The sequence below is a fragment of the Fibrobacter intestinalis genome, assembly GCF_900167415.1.
GTDB lineage: Bacteria > Fibrobacterota > Fibrobacteria > Fibrobacterales > Fibrobacteraceae > Hallerella > Hallerella intestinalis.
Map to the genome: position 1 here is coordinate 1 of NZ_FUWU01000061.1, position 18089 is coordinate 18089.

Sequence of the window (18089 nt, forward strand, 5' to 3'; positions counted from 1 at the left end):
CCCATCTTTTCGTCGAACAATTTGGAAAACTCGGTCTCGAACTTGTTCCAGTCAATCTTGTTCGCGAGAACGTAGAGGGGGTGCTTGTGGTTCAACTGTTCCTCAAGGGAGCAGAAAAGGCTTGTCTGGGCGTGGGATTTTGGCGGTCTGTACATGAAAAAAATGCAAGGTTTTCAGTCATATTTTAGAAAACCTTGCAATAATTTCACAGGGTAGAAATCAGTTTTTCCCAATAGTTATGCGGGTTGGACGAGATTTTAAGGGAGGACTAAAAAATTAGTATCACTTACCGAATATGTACTGTGTTATACCAAAGCTCAAGATATAGCACTTTTTGGAGGAAATCCTGATAATTCAGAATCTCAGCCAATTGTAAAAAGAACGAATACAAGAAAAACATTGACTATTCCAGCGAACATTGTCAAAACTAAATTGAAAGATGGAATATATAAAGCAGGCGTATATGGAAAAGGTTCTTCCTCTTCAAATTTATTAGATGATGTTATCGTTAGAAATAATCTTATAACAAACGAATTTCAAATCGAAGCTCCTTTTACTTGGACGCAAAAAATGTTTGACGATGAATTAGAGAATGGAACAGAAATTCTAATAAATACGCTTAACTTTCAAATACGTGTAATTAGAAAAAATAATTCTTCAACAAAAGCACTGCCATCATTCATTGATGGAAGAGAATGTAGAGCAACCAATGAAGATGCGTATGAATTGCTGAGAAACATATTTAAGCAAGAAAGAGTTTTTGATTTTTCTAAACCTCATGAATTAGTTAAAAGATTTGTTGATGCAACAACGCATTTTGACAAATCCTCCATCATCCTCGATTCTTTCGCAGGCTCTGGCACCACGGCCCACGCCGTTTTGAACCTCAACAAACAGGATGGCGGGAGTCGCAAGTTTATCCTCGTCGAAATGGAAGATTACGCCGAAACCATTACCGCGGAACGGGTCCGCCGAGTGATAAAAGGATACGGCCCTTCGACAGGCTCAGGGACCGTTACTGAGGGCACCGGCGGTTCATTCTCCTATTACGAACTGGGCCCCGAACTTTTGAAGGATGGTTTTATCAACGAAAACGTTCCGGAGCAGACCATCCGCGAATACCTCTATTATACAGAAACAAACCATGCATTGCCTACTAAGAACAACGGTCATCCGGCTCATCTCGGGAACTTTGAAGGAGTCGCCTACTACTTTGTTTACAGCAAAGATAAAACGACCACGCTGGATTCAAAATTTCTGGCATCCATCTCGGAAAAATCCGAACGCTATGTCATTTATGCGGACAACTGCATTTTACCGCAAAAATTCCTCTTTGACCACGACATCACTTTCAAGAAGATTCCGCGTGACATCCGGAGGTTCTAATGATTCTAAAGTCCGAACAAATCGGAATGGGAACCGGTGTCCCGTCACACCGAGGAGTGAAAAGTTCATTCTTGTTATTGCGAGAAGTGAAGCGAAGAAGCAATCCTTGTATGCGTCCAGATTGCTTCACTACGTTCGCAATGACAGTAAATCAGACGGACGCAATGACGGGGAAGATGACGTTCGCAATGAACGGTGGAAACGAGGTTTCGCTATGACATTGTCGTCAGCCCGGGAAACGTGTCGGTCATTTGTCATTGCGAGAAGTGAAGCGAAGAAGCAATCCTTGTATGCGTCCAGATTGCTTCACTACGTTCGCAATGACAGTAAATCAGACGGACGCAATGACGGGGAAGATGACGTTCGCAATGAACGGTGGAAACGAGGTTTCGCCATGACATTGTCGTCAGCCCGGGAAACGTGTCGGTCATTTGTCATTGCGAGAAGTGAAGCGACGAAGCAATCTTTGTATGCGTCCAGATTGCTTCACTACGTTCGCAATGACGGGAAATCAGACGTTCGCAATGGCGGGGAAGATGACGGACACAATAACGGGAGAAGAGAATTCGTGATGAGAAAACTGACAACTTACAACTCTAATTCAACCGATTTCTTGAAAATGAATTTTTAGAGGTGGCCATAGGCATATTATGATTCTCAAACAATATCAGAAAGACATCATCGAAGATTTGACCCGCTATCTGGAAATTCTCCAAAAGACAAAGAACATTTCGGAGAGTTTCAATGAATTTTGGCGCTTGCATCCGAAAACTCCGCTCACTCCGTTCCCCGGCGAAATCGTAGAACCCTACAAGAACAATGTTGCAGGCGTTCCTCATGTGTGCCTGAAGGTCCCGACCGCTGGTGGAAAAACATTCATTGCCGCCAATGCGCTCCGACCGATTTTCTCGATATTCCCGCAAGACCACGCCAAAACAGTGGTATGGCTTGTTCCGTCCAATTCCATATTGGAACAGACCATTCGAAATTTTTTGAACACGGAGCATCCTTACCGAGAACAACTGAATGCTGATTTTGGGAATCGCGTGGAAGTTTACGACAAGATATCCCTTTTGCAGGGCGCGGGTTTCAACGCATCGTCCGTGAAAGAGAACTTGTCCCTTTGCATTTTGAGTTTCGATAGCTTGCGGAGCCGGAACAAGGATAACCGCAACGCATACAAGGAAAATGGCAACTTGCTTTCGTTTGCGGAATCGGGTGACGAAGAAATTTCCTTGATGAAGGTTTTCCAACACCTGAATCCCGTGATTGTTGTCGATGAAAGCCATAACGCGGAAAGTGATTTGAGCGTCGATATGCTTAAACAGCTAAATCCGAGCTTTATCTTGGATTTGACCGCAACACCGCGAAAGAACAGCAACATTATCAGTTTTACCAGCGCTTTTGAACTTAAAAAGGAAAGCATGGTCAAGTTGCCGGTGATTGTGTATAACCACCAGAGCAAAGACGAAGTGGTGAATTCTGCTTTGGAACTGCGGGCGAGGCTGGAACACGCCGCTATGGATGCTCAAAACCAAGGCGGCGCGCCGATTCGCCCTATAGTCCTTTTTCAGGCTGAACCCAAGACAAAAGAGGACAATGCCACATTTGACAAAATCAAAGCGATGCTACTGGAAAAGGGAATCAAGGAACATGAGATAAAGATTAAAACTGCCGACAGGAATGAGCTTTCGGGAACGGATTTGATGTCTCCCGATTGCGATGTCCGCTACATCATTACGGTGAATGCTTTGAAGGAAGGCTGGGATTGTCCTTACGCCTATATCTTAGCCTCCCTTGCCGACAAAAATTCCGCTGTCGATGTGGAACAGATTCTCGGGCGAGTTCTGCGCCTTCCTTATACCCGCAAAAATCCGAATCCCATGCTGAATATGAGTTATGTGCTTACGGCGTCCAACAAGTTTTTGGATACTGTCCAAAATGTAGTGAAAGGATTAAATCGCGCGGGTTTCAGCGGCAAGGATTATCGAATTTCTGAAAATCAAGTTGTAGATAATAATGTGTCTACTCAATCATCTGTTGATTTGTTATCGCCTATTTCGCCGAGTATGCCAGCTTCTGCGGCAAATGATGGAAGCGCTCAAACTGGATTTACTTGGAATCCAAGTACCGCCAATTCGGGTGAGACGAATGCTGTCAATTCGGAAACGCCAAGTATTGCTGTGCAAGATATTGAATGCTTGGCTCGCCAAGAAAACGAAACGATGGAAAAGCAAATTCAGGAAAGCAAGGCCTCTGGAATTTCCCCTACGCCTGCCGATTTGGAGAAACAAGTGAAAATTGCCCGCATCAAGGATTGCTTTGCCGAAAGCGCAAACAAAATACGCTTACCGCAATTCTACATGGATTTAGAAGGCGTTGAAAATGATTTGTTCGGCCTTTGCGAATTGCCTTTTGAAAAAGACATGCTTTTGGAAAAATTTCCACTTCGGACATGCGATACGTCTGTGTGTTTCGATAATGCGGATGCGGAAATATACAAGGTCGATTTAGACGAAAACTCCCAAGACAACACGCCTTCCTTTTGCAAAGTGGGTAAGGCTGCTCAATCTAGCCTTATCAAATGGATTCAGAGCATTGGGGATGTTGAAAGTAAACGGAAGCGTTGTGCCGAAATGCTTGTAGGACTCGTAGGGAGGATGTATCCCATTCCGGATCAAGAAATCAGGTTGTACATCGAACGGGTCTTGGAATCTTTTGATGATGCGGACTTCAATCAAATGCTGAATTATTCTATTCCTTATAGCAACAAAATCAAGGATGCCATTCAGCGACATGCCTGTGCTTATGTAGAAAACGAGTTCTGTCGTGAGCTCAATTCGGATAAAATCATTTTGAAACCCGCATATACGTTTGTTCCTCAAAAGGCGTATTCGACAAAGGGCAAGAGCATCGCTAAAAGTTTGTACGAACCCGAAGAAGATTTCAACGATTTCGAAGCGGAAGTCATTAACGATATTGCCAATTTGGATAATGTGGAATTTTGGACGCGTAACAAGGAACGTTCCGAATTTTGTATCAACGGCTTTATAAACCATTATCCCGATTTTATCATCAAAACGAAAAAGGGAAAAATAGTCTTGCTCGAAACCAAGGGCGACCATTTGGATGCCGCTAGTAAAATCAAATTGGGGAACCTTTGGCAAAATAAGGCCGGAAACGATTATCGTTACTGTTTAGTGTATAGGGATCGCCGCACCGAAGGGGCTTATACCAAGGAAGAATTCTTGAATCAAATGCGAAATTGGTAGGGGATGTTTTAAAAACACTTCGCACTAAAGATTCTAATTCCCAATTTTTTGCCCCTTCTGCGTTGCTTCCCGGGGAAAATTCTGAAGGGAAGAGAAAAAATTACCCTTTGACCTGATTTTTGACATCTTCTGACAAAACAGGTACTTATATTGCTAATATGAACACTGCACAAAACAACACTAATTATAGAAATCAGAGATGGAACTTTTGCGGCTTTGACGCTTTCCGGAATCGAATCATTTCCCAACTCGCTTTGCTCGGGACGGAACTTTCAGACGATGAAACGGACGTTTTGCTAGACTTTTACCGACAGGGAGAAAGCGAAACCTATGTTTTAGCGGCTTTGGGTTATTGAATTACGGGGTTTGTGCGCCCTTGCAGCGGTTTAGACGCCGTAGCAAGGGCTTGCTGTAGGACTTAAGGCTTTTGTAACAATGGCAACCGTTCAGCAACCCTGAATCAAAATTCTAAAGTAGGTTGGTTTGCCGTTTATCGCCAAATCTCGCTCGTCATCACCTTTGCGGAATTTGATGATTTTGAATTGGTCAGGATTGAATTTGTGTAAGAACGTAATAGGAACGCCCATAATTCCTTTATAATCCATGGGGATATCTTGGGTCTTATTTACATTGATTGCGTTGCAATTATCAAAACGGGGATAAGCGGTTTCGTTTCCGTGGTATTCCTTGGTTAGAGGAATGAATTCATGCCTTTGTGCGTTGTCAAGATTCGTGAGCCACATACAATTATTCGGAGAGACAATTCTTTCTCCAGACTCATTTATCTTGGTTTCCAAACCATAAAGTTCGTAATGCTTGGGTACTATAAATCCCGAAATGCCTCTTCCCATATTTACGCCCATCCAAATTTTATTTTCCTTGATGAGGGCGAAAACTTCTTTGTATGTAATGGCGTTAATGTTGCTTATTATCAGAAATTTCTTTTTGTATTTATCCAGCTGTGAAATGTATTCTCTGAACAATGAAAAAGGTGGATTCGTGACAACGATATCTGCTTCTTTCAGTAATTCAATGCTTTCTTTACTGCGGAAATCTCCATCACCTTTGAAAAAGGATACGTCCTTTAATGTCGGGAGCTTTTTTTCTTTTCCGGAATATTCATAGTAAAATGCAGACTCCGTCTTAGAAAATAAGCCTAAATCATTCTTTTTGTGACATGCGCAAATCAACTTTTTTAAGCTAAGTTGTTCAAAATGTTCTACAAAATATTTATAGAAATTGCTGATTCTTGCGTCATCACAATTACAAAAAACAGTTTTGTTCTTGAAATGATTCTGGTAATGTTGCAACTCTCTTTCGATATCCGAAAGTTGTGTGTAAAATTCATCCTTTTTGTTGGCTTTGGCGTTATCCAAAAGGGAATGATCTACCTTACGAACCATACGGATTGCCCTCATTGCGATTTTGTCAGTTGTTTAAACAAATCTCGTCCGAGCATTTGCAAGGATGTTTTAGCAACATCCATCATTACCTTAATCATATCCTTTATGCTCCACCGCCTTCCGTCGCCTTGGGTAAAAAGAGAGGCCGCATGAAGCATTACACTGGCATCGTCAATTTGGACAATCTTGTTTTTACATAGATTCTTGTTTATCGGCATTCCGTAGTTTGCTGCTGTTAATCGGTCGATTCTATTGATAGCACCTGAATTACATGCAAGAGAAACCTTTCTGCCATCGGGTCTTTCTACTACAACATCTTTTGTCAAAAAATTGGAACCTTCCAAGAAAAGAACATAAGGGAAATAGGATTCCTTTAGCATGAAGTTTGCAATTTCCGAAATATTTTTGTGGGCACGCTCGATTGCGTTCCCGGCATTCATAATGTCTTGATCGTTCTTGGTAACAACCAACTTTCCTTGCTTGATATTTTCGATGTCCTTCCCTTGGCGTTTGGCTTCAGAAACTAAAACAATACGCCAATTGCCGTTGTCGTCTTTAACTTCAATTATTCCGCCATCAGGTTTAATACTAGAATCTTCAACAAAAAGAGTCTGTCCTAATTCCGGGTCAATTTGACTCAAAGATTCATTTATTTCTTTCTTTGAAACACTCTTCCTATATCTAAATACCAGTTGAGGGTAATCTTTTTCTAAGAGCTCTTTGGCAAGAACGGAAAGATCCGACACGTCCATATCGTGATACTTTGCCTCGTCCCCAAAAATGCCTTTCGCACCCTTAGATTCCTTATGCTGGTTTGTCAAGCGCCTTGATTGATTCTTTTTTGCCATAGATTTGCTTGTTTTTCATAAATATACATTTTATTTTTGATGTCAAAATGACAAAAACGAACGTTTGCTATCATTGAAGGCGCATAAAAGTGCGTGTTCAAGGGAAAATTAAGATGGTGTATGATGCTGGGACAATCACCATTTTTGGGGAACTGCCCTCCCCCCAAAAAATGCCTGCGGGATGTATCTAAATGTTTCCAGGAAACGCATTTGTCATGAATGACTTTTCCTCTTTTCCCAAGGAATAGCTGGTTGCTTTTTGCTTCTCTAGGTATTATATTGAACCTTATGAAGTCTAGATTATTTCAAAAGTCCATTCAAATTTTTGCATTATTGTCGGCAAGTGCATTTTGGGTCTGTTGCAGCGACGACAATTCTAGCAATGCCAGCGACAACAATTATGTGGAATCCAGTTCTAGTGATTCTACGGGCATTGTGATTCCCGAATCCAGCTCCAGTGATGCAGAAATTGAAGTCCCTGAATCCTCGTCCAGCACCTCTTCTGCTGAAGACACGCTGTGGAATCAGGCAAAGCTGACTTGGTATGAATCCTATCCCGATCCTGACAGCGAAGAATGCATTGAATACAATGGCTGCACTTGGGCGGGCTGGTTTGCCGGACTTGAAGACCAGCAGACGGAAGAATGGGTCAGCGAGCACAATATTATTGCCGTGCACGAAAAAGACTGGGATACTTACAAGTTGAAAACTTTCCGTCTTCGCCGAAACGGTTATACAATCGATGCCGTCGTTTATGATATGTGTTCTGACAGTGACTGCGACGGTTGTTGCACTAAAAATGCTGGCTCGGTCGGCTTTTTAATTGATATTGAAAAATATACCCGGGCAAGATTCAACAATTACGGGTCTGGAACTGTTGAATGGACCTGTCTCGACTGCGATTAGCACTGGATTACAGCTTTTTCCATTCGACAAAACGCGGGCGTCCAAAAAAATCTTTTTCAACGCCTTTCCATTCAAGCCACGGATAATTCGGCGATTCCTGCTCCAAGATTTTTTCTTCTTCAGCTTCGGATCCGATTTCCATGAGAAGGATTCCGCCCGGTTTTAAATAATTTTCGCTTTGTTCCAAAATTTTGCGCACTAGCGTCAAACCGTCGGTTCCTCCGAAAAGGGCGAGGGCCGGATCGAAATCGCGTACTTCAGGCTGTAATTTTTCTTTTTCAGAATCGGGAATGTAGGGCGGATTGCTGACGATAGCGTCGAATTTTTTTCCTTTTGGCAGAGCCTCCAGCAGATTGCCTTGCAAAAATTGAACCTGGGCCTCGTTACTTTTTGCATTTTCTTGCGCCAAATCGAGGGCCTCTTGGGAAATGTCCGTCGCCGTTATTTGGGAACCGGCCAGTTCTTTTGCGATGGCAATGGCGATGGCTCCTGTTCCCGTCCCGATGTCCGCAATTTCGCAGGCTTCTTTTCCATGCAAACGCTCTAGAAGAATATCGATCAGGGATTCTGTCTCAGGGCGCGGAATAAGCGCTCTTCGGTCGCAGCGGATTTCGTGCCCGCGAAAACTGGTGCTGCCGACAATGTGTTGCAGCGGTTCCCGTTTGGCGCGCCGTGCGACCAGCGGTCTTAAAGCGTCTAGCTCGCGTGTGGACAGCGGACGGTCAAAATTCAAATAGAGGTCCATCCGTTTCATTTTGAGCCCGTGCGCTAAAATATATTGGGCATCCAAGCGCGGATCCGGAATGCCTTTGTGCTGAAAAAAAGCCGTCGTCTTATTTAAAATTTCAAGGACCGTATTCATGCGAATTTTCCCAGGACTTCTTGGGCGTGCGCCATTTGCAGTGCATCGACGATTTCTTGGATGTCGCCTGTCATTACGCTGTCAAGCCTATAGAGCGTCAGGTTTACGCGATGGTCGGTGACGCGATTTTGCGGAAAGTTGTATGTGCGAATTTTAGCGGAGCGGTCTCCGGTGCCGACCATGGCTTTGCGGCTGGCGGCTTCTGCCTGTTCCTTTTTGGCAATCACGGCGTCCAGGATTTTGGAACGCAGCATTTCCATAGCGTGTAAACGGTTTTGCAGCTGTGAACGTTCCGTTTGGCAGCTTACGACAACGCCTGTCGGAATGTGCGTTAGGCGAACCGCCGAATCGGTCTTGTTGATATACTGGCCGCCGGCGCCCGATGAACGGTAAGTGTCCATGTGAATGTCCGCTTCCCGAATTTCCACGTCCACTTCTTCGGCTTCGGGAAGAATGGCGACGGTTGCCGCCGACGTGTGAACGCGCCCTTGCGTTTCGGTATCGGGAACGCGCTGCACGCGGTGCACGCCGCTTTCAAATTTCAACGTGCCATAAACGCTGTCGCCTTCGATGAAAACTCGGATTTCCTTATAGCCGCCTACGGTTCCTTCCGAAGCTTCTTGCACGGTCATCTTCCAGCCCATGCGGTCGCAATAGCCCCGATACATGCGGAAAAGGTCGCCGGCAAAAAGGGCGGATTCGTCGCCACCGGTTCCTGCCCGGATTTCGAGAGTCGCATTGCGAAAATCCCAAGGTTCTTTGGGAACCATCAAAATCTGGAGCTCATTTTCCAATTCTTCCCGCCTTTTTTCCAATGGAGGGATTTCTTCTTTGGCGGCTTCTATCAATTCGGTATCATTTCCGCCGAGAACTTTTTTCCATTCGGCAAGGTCGTTCGTCAGTTGAATGTATTCGCGGGATTTCTGGCAGCTTTTTTCCAGACCCTTGTATTGCTTTTGCAATTTGGTGTATTGCTTCTGGTCGGCGATCACTTCGGGCAGAGCGAGCTCGGATTCCAATTCTTCGTATTTTTCGATAACTTTTTGTGCGGCGTCTAACATGGCCGTAAAAGGTAGAAAATAAGAATCCAAATTCAGGATAAAAAAGCAATATGTAATATCCCCGGAAAAACTTTCACATTAGTTTTGTAAAATATGGTTTTCATTCTGATTGTCGTCTTGCTGGTTCTCCTGGGCTTTTTGGTCTGGGGGTGGGACAGAGTGGACCTTCGGGATGCGCAGGGGCGTCTTTTGAATCGCAAAATCCAGCTGAAATCCGCCGACGAGGGAAGCTTAATCGGGCTTGCTTATGGAGTATATACCTTTGAAATCTGGCATCGGGGGATTTTGCAATGGAAGCCTCGGCTGGTGAAACGAATCATCGTGGAACACGATAAAATTACCGAAAACGAATGGCTCTATTTCGAGAAAATGCGGGAACTTTCTGCGGCTTCTCGTGAAGAATACCGTACAAGTCGGGAAATTTTTGAAGCTTGCCGCGGACAGTATTTTAAAATTCTGAACAAGGTCTGTCTTTTGCGCAACAGCTTGGACGATACGACGGTGGTGGAAACGCTGCTTTTGCATTCGACGGGGATTTATCTGTTTGAAAATGTGCCGCAAAAGGGTTGGATTTTTGGGGATGCAAAAGAGAAAAACTGGTCGGCGACAAAAATGAACGACGACAAAATGCACGGAAAACTTTTTGACAATCCTCTTTTGAGCATCGCTCGTAACGAGGCCGCCTTGCGGCGTCTTTTTGAAAGCTTCGATGGCCTGTCCCTTCACGTTTTTTCGTATGCTGTCTTTAATGATGGTGCGGTTTTAAAACAGATTCCGGACAATACCGTTTCGCAAAAAATCATTCTTCGTTCGCAACTGCGCGAGAGCCTCGTCCGAATGTTTCGTTTAGCTAATCCGGTTTATTCCGAATATGAAATTGACAAGCTCGAACGGGAGCTTGCCAATTATTCCAGCTGATATTTCGATTAGATTTTGAAATCCAGACCGACCGCTACGTTGTGGCTTGTGCGGTCATACGTTTTCTTGACTCCCGCTTCTTTTTTGGTGTATTCTTCGTAGAGTGTTTCCATATAGCCGACCTGAACTTGGAAGTGGGAATTGAAACGGAATGCGAGGCCCCCGCCAATAGACCAGGAATCGGTCACAAAGCTCAAGTCGCTGATGTAATCGTCTGAAATGCCGTAAAGGGTTCTTTGGACGCTCACGGAAAGGGTCAGCGGATGGATGACGTCCACTTCGACGCCCAATACAAATTCGTTCTCGTCGCCGTCCAAATCGTCTTGCTTGCCTTGCGGATAATCGGCAAAGGTGTCGAAATAGTGGTGGTAGCCAAAGCCCGTGCGCAACCAGTCCAGCCAGGCGTAGCTCACGCCGACAGAAAGAATCGCCGGAAGATCGTTGTCCGTCTTTTTTCCGTCTGCGAACATCGGCAAGAATTTTGCCACTCCCGCATCGATTTCATCGGTTTCGTTTTCGGTTTCGATAGAAGTATTGTGCTCGTATTTGATGCCAGCGGAAAATTTCTTGTGATGGAAAGCGAGGCTTGCAATCGGCGTGATTCCCCAGCCGGTCTGTTCGCAAGACAAGAGATTTTTGGTGAGCATCTTGTTGAGGATTTCGTTATCCACACGGGATTTCATGGAACCTTCGTAAGAGTTGTACGCGTAGTTGATGCGCATGCCCAAGAATGCCGAGAACATGTCGTGGAAACGGTAGCTTGCGCCGAGTTGCCAGGCGAAAACGTACTGCTTGCCCGTGAATTTGGCGTCGTAAAGATCGGAGGCAGTCATACCGCTTGCTTTCATCAACTGGGAAAGCTGTTCGTTTTGAGCGGCCTGCGCCTGGATCGTTCCCGAAATAAATTGGTCGATCATAGGAAGGCCATCGTCAAATTTGGCTTCGCCGCCACCGCCGATAATATAAAATCCGCCGGAGAGCGCAAATTGTTTGTGGTGCCAGTTCACAAGGAAGCTAGGCATAAAGGGCACAAAGGATTCGCCTTCGTAATCTCCCAGCGCATCGGTTTCGATTTCGCGGGTCTGCCAGACGGTTTGGCTGTGCGCAGAAACGTAAAGTCCGTCGTCGGCAAAAGCGGTTCCCGCCGGGTTGTAGTAAACCGCCGAATTAGTTAAAGAAGCGTCTTGTGCAAAATTGCGGACAAAGTCTGCGGACTGGTTTGTGTTGTGCATGATGCCGCCAGCAAAAGCGGCTACCGAAAAGAAGGGAAATATTTTTGTGATATGCATAAATTAACCAAAGTTGAAACCGCCGATAAACTAGTTAAAGCTTTTTCATTTTTAAAGGATGTTCTCCAGTCGCAAGTAATTTTTTACATATAAATGAAACACGATTCATCTATAAATGAATTGTAATTTAAAAGATTGGCTATTGAACGTTTTATCAAGAATTTGTTGAATGAAAATATAACAGCGATGCTGGAATTTTGCGGAAAAATTTTTGCGCTTTTAAAAATTGCCTAGTTAAAATAGAGGCGATTGCTTTGGGCGTGCCAGCCAGCGGCTGTCGGCGTGCTTCAGGCTACAGCTTCGCAAGGCACAAAGGATCGCCTTGCTTTTGCACACCTTTCGGTAGCCTTCGGTCGGTGCTACGCACTTTCGCAGAATCTGCGAAACCTTTCGCGTGCCTCACGCTGTTTTTAAAAAGGGGAATTTTCCCCGCTAGCCACTGGCCTCTAATCACTTGTTTCCCGGATTTTCTTCTATTTTTATATTTTTTAAAACCGATACATTTTCGTTGTTTTAGCATTGGAAAGGCCATTTATGGAAAACATCGTCGAATTGGATCAGGCAGCCAAAGCGGAACTTGCACAACTCGCCCAGCTTCCTGAAGTGACCGTGAAAGAAAAGAGAACCATCACTCCGCAAGAAGCTGCGGAATTGGATCCGATTTCCCGTCGAACTTCCATGGACGAATCTTCGTTGGGCTTTACCGAAGCGCAGGCTCGCTTGGAAGCCAGTCGCTGTTTAAAATGCAAAAAACCGGCTTGCACACCGGCTTGCCCGATTGGAATGCCTATCCCAGAATATCTGGAGCGAGTTGCTGCTGGCGATTTTCAGGGAGCCATCGATATTATCCGCCAGACATCGCTCATCCCGTCGATTTGCAGCCGCGTTTGCCCGCATGAACGCCAGTGCCAATCCAGTTGCACTTTAGGAAAGCTCTTGAAAGATCCCGCAAAGGGCGTGCATCTTGGGAATATGGAACGTTTTTGTGCGGATTATGAACGCGAACATTTGGGCGGTAAAAAGCCGATCCCTGTCGGAGAGAGCACTGGGAAAAAAATTGCGATAGTCGGTTCGGGCCCTGCGGGAATTGGTGCGGCAATCGATTTGCGCGCTTACGGGCATCATGTGGAAATTTTTGAAGAATACGATTTGTTGGGCGGCGTTCTTCGTTATGGCATTCCGGAATTTCGTCTTCCGAAAAAAATTCTGGATTATGAAATCGCGACATTGCGGCAGATGGGCGTGGTCTGCCACACGAAAGTTCATGTAGGCAAGGATGTTTCCATCGATGAACTTTTGCTGCAAGGCTTCGATGCGGTTTTCGTCGCAAACGGGGCGAGCGTTCCATCGGTTCCTAAAATTCCGGGAATGGATTTGAAGGGAGTGTTCAATGCCAAGGATTATTTGGAAAAAGCGAATCGTGGAGTCGCTCTGGATTCCGGCAAGAATGTGATTGTTGTTGGCGGAGGCAATGTAGCGATGGACGCTTCCCGTATGGCTTATCGCTTGGGCGCAGAAACGGTCCGTTTGGTTTACCGTCGCACCCGAAACGAAATGCCCGCCTGTCGTGCAGAAATTCTCGACGCGACAAGTGAAGGCGTGCAAATTGTGGAACTTCGCAATCCCTGTGAATTGCTTGCCGATGAAAATGGACGGGTGAAAGCTGCCAAGCTGGATGTGTTTACTCTGGGCGAACCGGATGAAAAAGGTAGGCCGACTCCGGTCAAAGTGGAAGGCGCATCGGAGGTAATCGATTGCGACACGGTCGTGATGGCGATCGGCAGCAAGACGGCTCCAGATGTGTTGGAATCCGCCAGCGACGATGCCAAAAAGAAGGTCTATGTCGGCGGCGATGCTTTGTATGGACCCAAAACGGTCGTGCTTGCCATTCGCACGGGGCGTGAAACCGCTGCGAAAATTCATCAGGATTTGATGGGCTGAATTTTAGCGAGTTGCAAGGAGTAACGGCAGCCAGCCGTTTTGCTTTTTTTCAAATAGGGTTCGCCGATGTAGAAGAATGGGTGTTTATCACCCAGAATTCGGTGTCGCTGCCAATGCGCACGGGCGGTCCCCAAGAGTCTAAACCGGAAGAAACGAGCCATAAAACGCCGTCGAGTTTTTTGACTCCGTAAGCGTGTTCCCAAATCCAATGGATGATTGTTGTCGCCGGGAAAAATTGCCCATGATGAGTATGTCCTGAAAGAGCCAAATCCGGAAGTGCGCCGGAGTAATTCTCTTCGATTCCTCGCGGTTGGTGGTCGAGCAAAATCCAGGGAAGGCTTGTATCGGTGGGGAGCATCTCGGCCAGATTTTTCCGAGGAACGTCTTTCGCTCTTGCCATTTGAAAATCCGTTCGTCCGGTGATGCACGCGAGGGGAGTGCAGACTGTTTCATCGTTCAGAACCGTCATGCCGACTTTTTGCATCCATTGCACGGGCCTGGAACCGGACCTTTCCATAAAGGCTTCGTGATTTCCCACAACGGCGAATGCGCCTGCTTTGGCAGCGGAAGTGAGTCTGCGGAACAGAGAATCGTAACCGGCTGCATCCATCGCCGAATCGGAAATGTCCGCCAGATCGCCGCCGAAAAAAATAAAGTCGGGCTGAATCGAATCCGCTTGCGCAATAAATTTTTCCAGCTTCTCTTTTTTAAAAAGGGGATCCAGATGGATGTCGCTGAAAAACAGGGCGGTAAAAGGTTTCTTTTGATTGTGCAAATGCAGCTCTTGAATTTTATAGTGCAAATTGTTTTGCGAACCGAAGACAAGCATCGCCGCCGCTATGCACAGGCTTGCGCCCAGAATGATTCGGCTCCCCAAAAGAACTGCTTTCCCATTCGATTGAGGTTGTGAATGCCGAAGCACGGCAAAGCCTTTCTTCAAAAGGAGAAAGATGTTCCACAAAAGATAAAGCAGAATCGCCTGGCTCGCCCAGACTATAAAGAACGCTTGCCCGGCGCACGCCCACGCTTGTTCTCGCAAAAGGAAACTTCCTAATGTGGCAATCAGCAAAATGCCGGCGATAAGGCTTCCATAAACATTCGGGGAAATTTTTCGAATGTTCCAGAATAGAAATGCCGCCATGAAAAAGAAGAACAAGAGAAAAATCATGGCCACAATTTACAAATTCCTTTTGTCCGGAAAAATTTTTGAAAAATCAAATCGCTTGAAATAATTCTTGCTCGGAAATTCCAAAATGCCGCTTTAATGAACTGTCGATGCCAAGTTCGCGAATATCCTGAAGGCAATCGCGAAAAGCCCGAAATGGTTCTGCGGAATACGAAAGCAAACGCTGCACCATTTTTTCAGAATACCAGTAAAGAAGTTCCGCTTTTTCCGTGCGGGATTCTTGAATGAACGGCGTTTGCAATTCTTTGAGAGTTGGCGTTTTTCCGGCGGGACGCGGCTTTCCGGTTTTAGAACCGTCTATCACTTGGGCGATTCCCTCGTTCATCCAAATGGGAATGTTAGAAGTGGTCATCGCGCGGACAAAAGCGTGGGTGAGTTCATGAAAAAGAATGGGACGATACACTTCGCGGCTTTGCATGAGCCCGACGGGAATCCGCAATTTGCCGTCAAAAACAGCTCCGACCCAATCGGGACGCGGGCCGATTCCCTGATACTCCGAACTTTTGTACAAGACGATGTGGATTTTATCTTCGGGATAAAAATGGAAAAGCCCGCCGAGAGAATCGTAGGCGACTTCCAAAACGGAAAGCGCTTCCATCACGTCCATTCGCGTCGGGTTCCCTTCAAACTCCAAACGGAAATGCCCTGAATTTTCGATGCCCAGTTCCTGTTTTTCGCGAATCAGCTGTTTCGATTTTTGCAAAAGATATTGCAAATCCGCATGTTCAAATTGCAAGCCTTCGATGTAGCGAATGCACTCCTCGTAGCGTTCCTCTTCAAATAAAATTCCCGCCAAATGCAGCTGGAGATTTTGATTTTCTGGAGAATCGAGCAGCAGACTTCGGATGTTGTTCTCTGCGCATTTCCATTGCTTGGCATCCATGCACTCTTGCGCTTCTTTAACACGTTGATTGTGAAACTCCGTTTTTTGGTTTTCATCGTGGATTTTTTTGAAGTTGAAAGCTATGGATAACAGCAAAAAGAAACTGAATGCAATTAGAAAGATTTTTTTCATCGTCGTCTATTTTAAAAAGATGTTCGCTTTGCAATTCCAGCTGTCGGAATGTTCCGAGAGAAGTAATTTTCCGTTTTCGCAAATCACCAAAAAACAGTCTTCTTCGACGACGCCAAAATCGGAACCGCCGTTGTAAACATGGGATACTCCGAAAAATTCTTGGTCCCGACAAATCATGGATTTACATTGGTGCATTCGGGAAAGTTCACGGCATTTTTCTACAAGAATTTCGTCGGGCGCGTTGTCGATGGCTAACGACGTTACGGAATCGCCGGAAAGGATTCGGCATATTATATGGACTTCTTCTTGCAGCATTGTGGGACTAATATAAAATTTATGGGGAATGGATTGTGGGCGTTTGTTGGCGAAGAACTCGTCACGATTCCCCTTTCCTTGTCTCCCCGAATTTGGGGCTTATAATAAAAATTTTTCGTTGTTACTTCGGGAAGGGGGTGATGCGGCAAACCTTGTTTGCGTAAAAGATTGAGGCAGAGTCTTGGTGTCAATAGGAAGTGTAAAAGAGATGGGTTGGACTAGAATTTTAAGGATAGACTGCTTAATTTCTTATTCCATAAACTTCAATGTATCTGGCTATTTCAACACTTTTCTAAAAACATCTTCTAGTCGAATTCGTTTCATCGCATCGATTAGTATTGTTTTCTGAATAGAGCCATTAAGATAACTCGTCCATACAAATGATGGCTTTAGAAAAACAAGATATATTGGGACAAGTTGCTCCACGCCCCATTTCAACATTGTAACAAATCCACGTATGATAATATCTCTTTTTATGGCATCATCTTCATTGGCAATAGGAAATAAGAACGCATTGAAAACACTTTCACAGTTTTCTCTTCGAAGATAATTCATAAATGATTCATGATAGACAAATTGTTTCACAACATCTTGAACACCAGGAATTCCCATGCCGGAAGAAAGGTTTTCTGCCTTAATTAGATAGTATTTCGCATCAAGAATACAGAAAACTTTCTCATAATCATTATCATATTCAATGTTACATTCTGTTATAATATCGGGAATTAATGATTTAGAGGCCTCGTATCTAACACCATTCAAATACCATTGGGGTTTTGCAATTTCCGATTCAACTTGATCATGAATGTTCCCGAATATCTGTCCGCAAGCTTTTTCCCAAACAAGATTCATACAGTTCGTACCATAGAAACTGATGCTATTTTGGCTGTCGTTAGATTTTGTTTCAGAAATATAGGTGTAGAGCGTTTTTAGTAGATTCTGTTTTCGCGTAATAAACTGATTCTTTATTTCCCTTTCTAGTCGGTATTTTATATAATCGGTATCGCCAAAGTCTTCGATATTTTGCTCCGATAATTCGGCTTCTTGAAGATCAAATAAATCTAGTGCTTCGCAATTTTTCAACATCCTTGAACATTCGGAGACTATAGCTGAATGTAATCGACGAATATAATCTTGATCGTTGTCTGTTTGGTCAGTCGTAAAATAATCTAGGTAATAGGGCGTATTCTTTTTTATAATGGCAAATGTTTCGTTTATCGTTTTGTCCCAGAGTATTTCGCCGCTCCCGTTTTGCTCCAGAACTTCTACTTGATTGGAATATAAGCCGTTATCAAAATATTCGTGAAGTATATGGAGCGCAATCGCAAGCCTGTTAAAAACCTTAATTTCCGCTTCTCCGTTATATAGTCATCCCTTAAAAAGTCACTTTGCGAACGCAAGATAAGGACGTTCGCATTTTTTGTTCATTCCGTTCCACAGAAGGCAAAAACAGTATAGCCATTCCAACAGAACAAAAAAGCGCCTCATAGCCCTCTTGAAGTTGAACGCCGCCGCAGCAAGCTTTGCATTGAGCATGTCGCCAAAGATTCCCTTGTAGAAGTTGCGACCCATGCGGTGGTCGCTCTTCAAGTGACCATTGATTGGTTCGATGCCAGCCCTCTTGCAAAAAAGCTTGTGAGCCTTTTTCTTCTGGTAGTAAGTCGCGTTTTTCTTCGGGACGTCCGGT

Annotated in this window: 14 protein-coding genes and 2 pseudogenes; 6 read left to right on the plus strand and 10 right to left on the minus strand. The window is 44.8% G+C overall.

What is annotated here, in order from left to right; genetic code table 11:
• Window positions 1-282 precede the first annotated feature (282 nt).
• From B5D40_RS12830 to B5D40_RS12845, 3 genes and pseudogenes are all read left to right on the plus strand, one after another.
• Window positions 283-1386, plus strand: a pseudogene (locus B5D40_RS12830) (DNA methyltransferase); the annotation flags it as partial.
• Window positions 1387-2036: 650 nt separating this feature from the next.
• A complete protein-coding gene (locus B5D40_RS12840) occupies window positions 2037-4658 on the plus strand; it encodes a DEAD/DEAH box helicase (protein ID WP_078777233.1) in 2622 nt (873 codons plus the stop codon).
• 158 nt (window positions 4659-4816) lie between these two features.
• Window positions 4817-5014: a hypothetical protein gene (locus B5D40_RS12845; RefSeq protein ID WP_078777234.1), complete on the plus strand. Its 198-nt coding sequence runs from the start codon at window positions 4817-4819 to the stop codon at window positions 5012-5014.
• A gap of 90 nt (window positions 5015-5104) precedes the next feature.
• Here B5D40_RS12845 and B5D40_RS12850 read toward each other — a convergent pair whose 3' ends face one another.
• Together B5D40_RS12850 and B5D40_RS12855 are read right to left on the minus strand one after the other, a co-directional pair.
• Entirely contained in the window at window positions 5105-6061 is a 957-nt protein-coding gene (locus tag B5D40_RS12850; protein WP_078777244.1) for an adenine-specific methyltransferase EcoRI family protein, read from the minus strand.
• Between the two features lie 11 nt (window positions 6062-6072).
• Window positions 6073-6909 (minus strand): EcoRI family type II restriction endonuclease, encoded by an 837-nt coding sequence (locus B5D40_RS12855; RefSeq protein ID WP_078777235.1) that lies wholly within the window; start codon window positions 6907-6909, stop codon window positions 6073-6075.
• Window positions 6910-7197: 288 nt separating this feature from the next.
• Between B5D40_RS12855 and B5D40_RS12860 the strand changes: the two genes are divergently transcribed.
• Window positions 7198-7815 (plus strand): hypothetical protein, encoded by a 618-nt coding sequence (locus B5D40_RS12860; protein ID WP_073304102.1) that lies wholly within the window; start codon window positions 7198-7200, stop codon window positions 7813-7815.
• 7 nt (window positions 7816-7822) lie between these two features.
• On the opposite strand, the gene prmC is transcribed toward B5D40_RS12860, so the two are convergent.
• A complete protein-coding gene (gene prmC, locus B5D40_RS12865) occupies window positions 7823-8677 on the minus strand; it encodes a peptide chain release factor N(5)-glutamine methyltransferase (protein WP_078777236.1) in 855 nt (284 codons plus the stop codon).
• Window positions 8674-9738, minus strand: a complete 1065-nt coding sequence (prfA, locus tag B5D40_RS12870; protein WP_073304099.1) for a peptide chain release factor 1 — start codon at window positions 9736-9738, stop codon at window positions 8674-8676. Before prfA ends, prmC begins: the two co-directional genes overlap by 4 nt.
• A 93-nt stretch (window positions 9739-9831) precedes the next feature.
• On the opposite strand from prfA, the gene B5D40_RS12875 reads away from it, so the two are divergent.
• On the plus strand, window positions 9832-10656 hold the full coding sequence (locus tag B5D40_RS12875) for a nuclease-related domain-containing protein (RefSeq protein ID WP_073304097.1): 825 nt from the start codon (window positions 9832-9834) through the stop codon (window positions 10654-10656).
• An 8-nt stretch (window positions 10657-10664) separates the two neighbouring features.
• Here the strand turns inward: B5D40_RS12875 and B5D40_RS12880 are convergent, their stop codons facing one another.
• Window positions 10665-11945, minus strand: coding sequence for an OmpP1/FadL family transporter (locus tag B5D40_RS12880; protein ID WP_078777237.1), 1281 nt, complete (start codon window positions 11943-11945; stop codon window positions 10665-10667).
• A 534-nt stretch (window positions 11946-12479) separates the two neighbouring features.
• On the opposite strand from B5D40_RS12880, the gene B5D40_RS12890 reads away from it, so the two are divergent.
• Window positions 12480-13886 carry an NAD(P)-dependent oxidoreductase gene (locus B5D40_RS12890; RefSeq protein WP_078777239.1) on the plus strand — a complete coding sequence of 469 codons (1407 nt, stop codon included), beginning with the start codon at window positions 12480-12482 and terminating at the stop codon, window positions 13884-13886.
• A 49-nt stretch (window positions 13887-13935) separates the two neighbouring features.
• Here the strand turns inward: B5D40_RS12890 and B5D40_RS12895 are convergent, their stop codons facing one another.
• The 5 genes and pseudogenes from B5D40_RS12895 to B5D40_RS12915 all read right to left on the minus strand — a co-directional run.
• The gene (locus B5D40_RS12895) at window positions 13936-15054 is read right to left on the minus strand and encodes a metallophosphoesterase (protein ID WP_078777240.1); all 1119 of its coding nucleotides are present in this window, start codon (window positions 15052-15054) and stop codon (window positions 13936-13938) included.
• A gap of 46 nt (window positions 15055-15100) precedes the next feature.
• Window positions 15101-16087, minus strand: a complete 987-nt coding sequence (locus B5D40_RS12900) for a hypothetical protein (RefSeq protein WP_078777241.1) — start codon at window positions 16085-16087, stop codon at window positions 15101-15103.
• A gap of 6 nt (window positions 16088-16093) precedes the next feature.
• Window positions 16094-16402: a hypothetical protein gene (locus B5D40_RS12905; protein WP_078777242.1), complete on the minus strand. Its 309-nt coding sequence runs from the start codon at window positions 16400-16402 to the stop codon at window positions 16094-16096.
• 276 nt (window positions 16403-16678) lie between these two features.
• Complete coding sequence (locus tag B5D40_RS12910; protein ID WP_078777243.1) at window positions 16679-17749, minus strand: LlaJI family restriction endonuclease; 1071 nt, start codon at window positions 17747-17749, stop codon at window positions 16679-16681.
• A 36-nt stretch (window positions 17750-17785) separates the two neighbouring features.
• Window positions 17786-18089 (minus strand): annotated as a pseudogene (locus B5D40_RS12915) (hypothetical protein); the annotation flags it as partial.

What these genes read in the sequence shown, in the direction of transcription:
- B5D40_RS12840 (WP_078777233.1), top strand. Translation starts at nt 2,037, where the DNA reads ATGATTCTCAAACAATATCAGAAAGACATCATCGAAGATTTGACCCGC.
- B5D40_RS12845 (WP_078777234.1), top strand. Translation starts at nt 4,817, where the DNA reads ATGAACACTGCACAAAACAACACTAATTATAGAAATCAGAGATGGAAC.
- B5D40_RS12850 (WP_078777244.1), bottom strand. Translation starts at nt 6,061, where the DNA reads ATGGTTCGTAAGGTAGATCATTCCCTTTTGGATAACGCCAAAGCCAAC.
- B5D40_RS12855 (WP_078777235.1), bottom strand. Translation starts at nt 6,909, where the DNA reads ATGGCAAAAAAGAATCAATCAAGGCGCTTGACAAACCAGCATAAGGAA.
- B5D40_RS12860 (WP_073304102.1), top strand. Translation starts at nt 7,198, where the DNA reads ATGAAGTCTAGATTATTTCAAAAGTCCATTCAAATTTTTGCATTATTG.
- prmC (WP_078777236.1), bottom strand. Translation starts at nt 8,677, where the DNA reads ATGAATACGGTCCTTGAAATTTTAAATAAGACGACGGCTTTTTTTCAG.
- prfA (WP_073304099.1), bottom strand. Translation starts at nt 9,738, where the DNA reads ATGTTAGACGCCGCACAAAAAGTTATCGAAAAATACGAAGAATTGGAA.
- B5D40_RS12875 (WP_073304097.1), top strand. Translation starts at nt 9,832, where the DNA reads ATGGTTTTCATTCTGATTGTCGTCTTGCTGGTTCTCCTGGGCTTTTTG.
- B5D40_RS12880 (WP_078777237.1), bottom strand. Translation starts at nt 11,945, where the DNA reads ATGCATATCACAAAAATATTTCCCTTCTTTTCGGTAGCCGCTTTTGCT.
- B5D40_RS12890 (WP_078777239.1), top strand. Translation starts at nt 12,480, where the DNA reads ATGGAAAACATCGTCGAATTGGATCAGGCAGCCAAAGCGGAACTTGCA.
- B5D40_RS12895 (WP_078777240.1), bottom strand. Translation starts at nt 15,054, where the DNA reads ATGATTTTTCTCTTGTTCTTCTTTTTCATGGCGGCATTTCTATTCTGG.
- B5D40_RS12900 (WP_078777241.1), bottom strand. Translation starts at nt 16,087, where the DNA reads ATGAAAAAAATCTTTCTAATTGCATTCAGTTTCTTTTTGCTGTTATCC.
- B5D40_RS12905 (WP_078777242.1), bottom strand. Translation starts at nt 16,402, where the DNA reads ATGCTGCAAGAAGAAGTCCATATAATATGCCGAATCCTTTCCGGCGAT.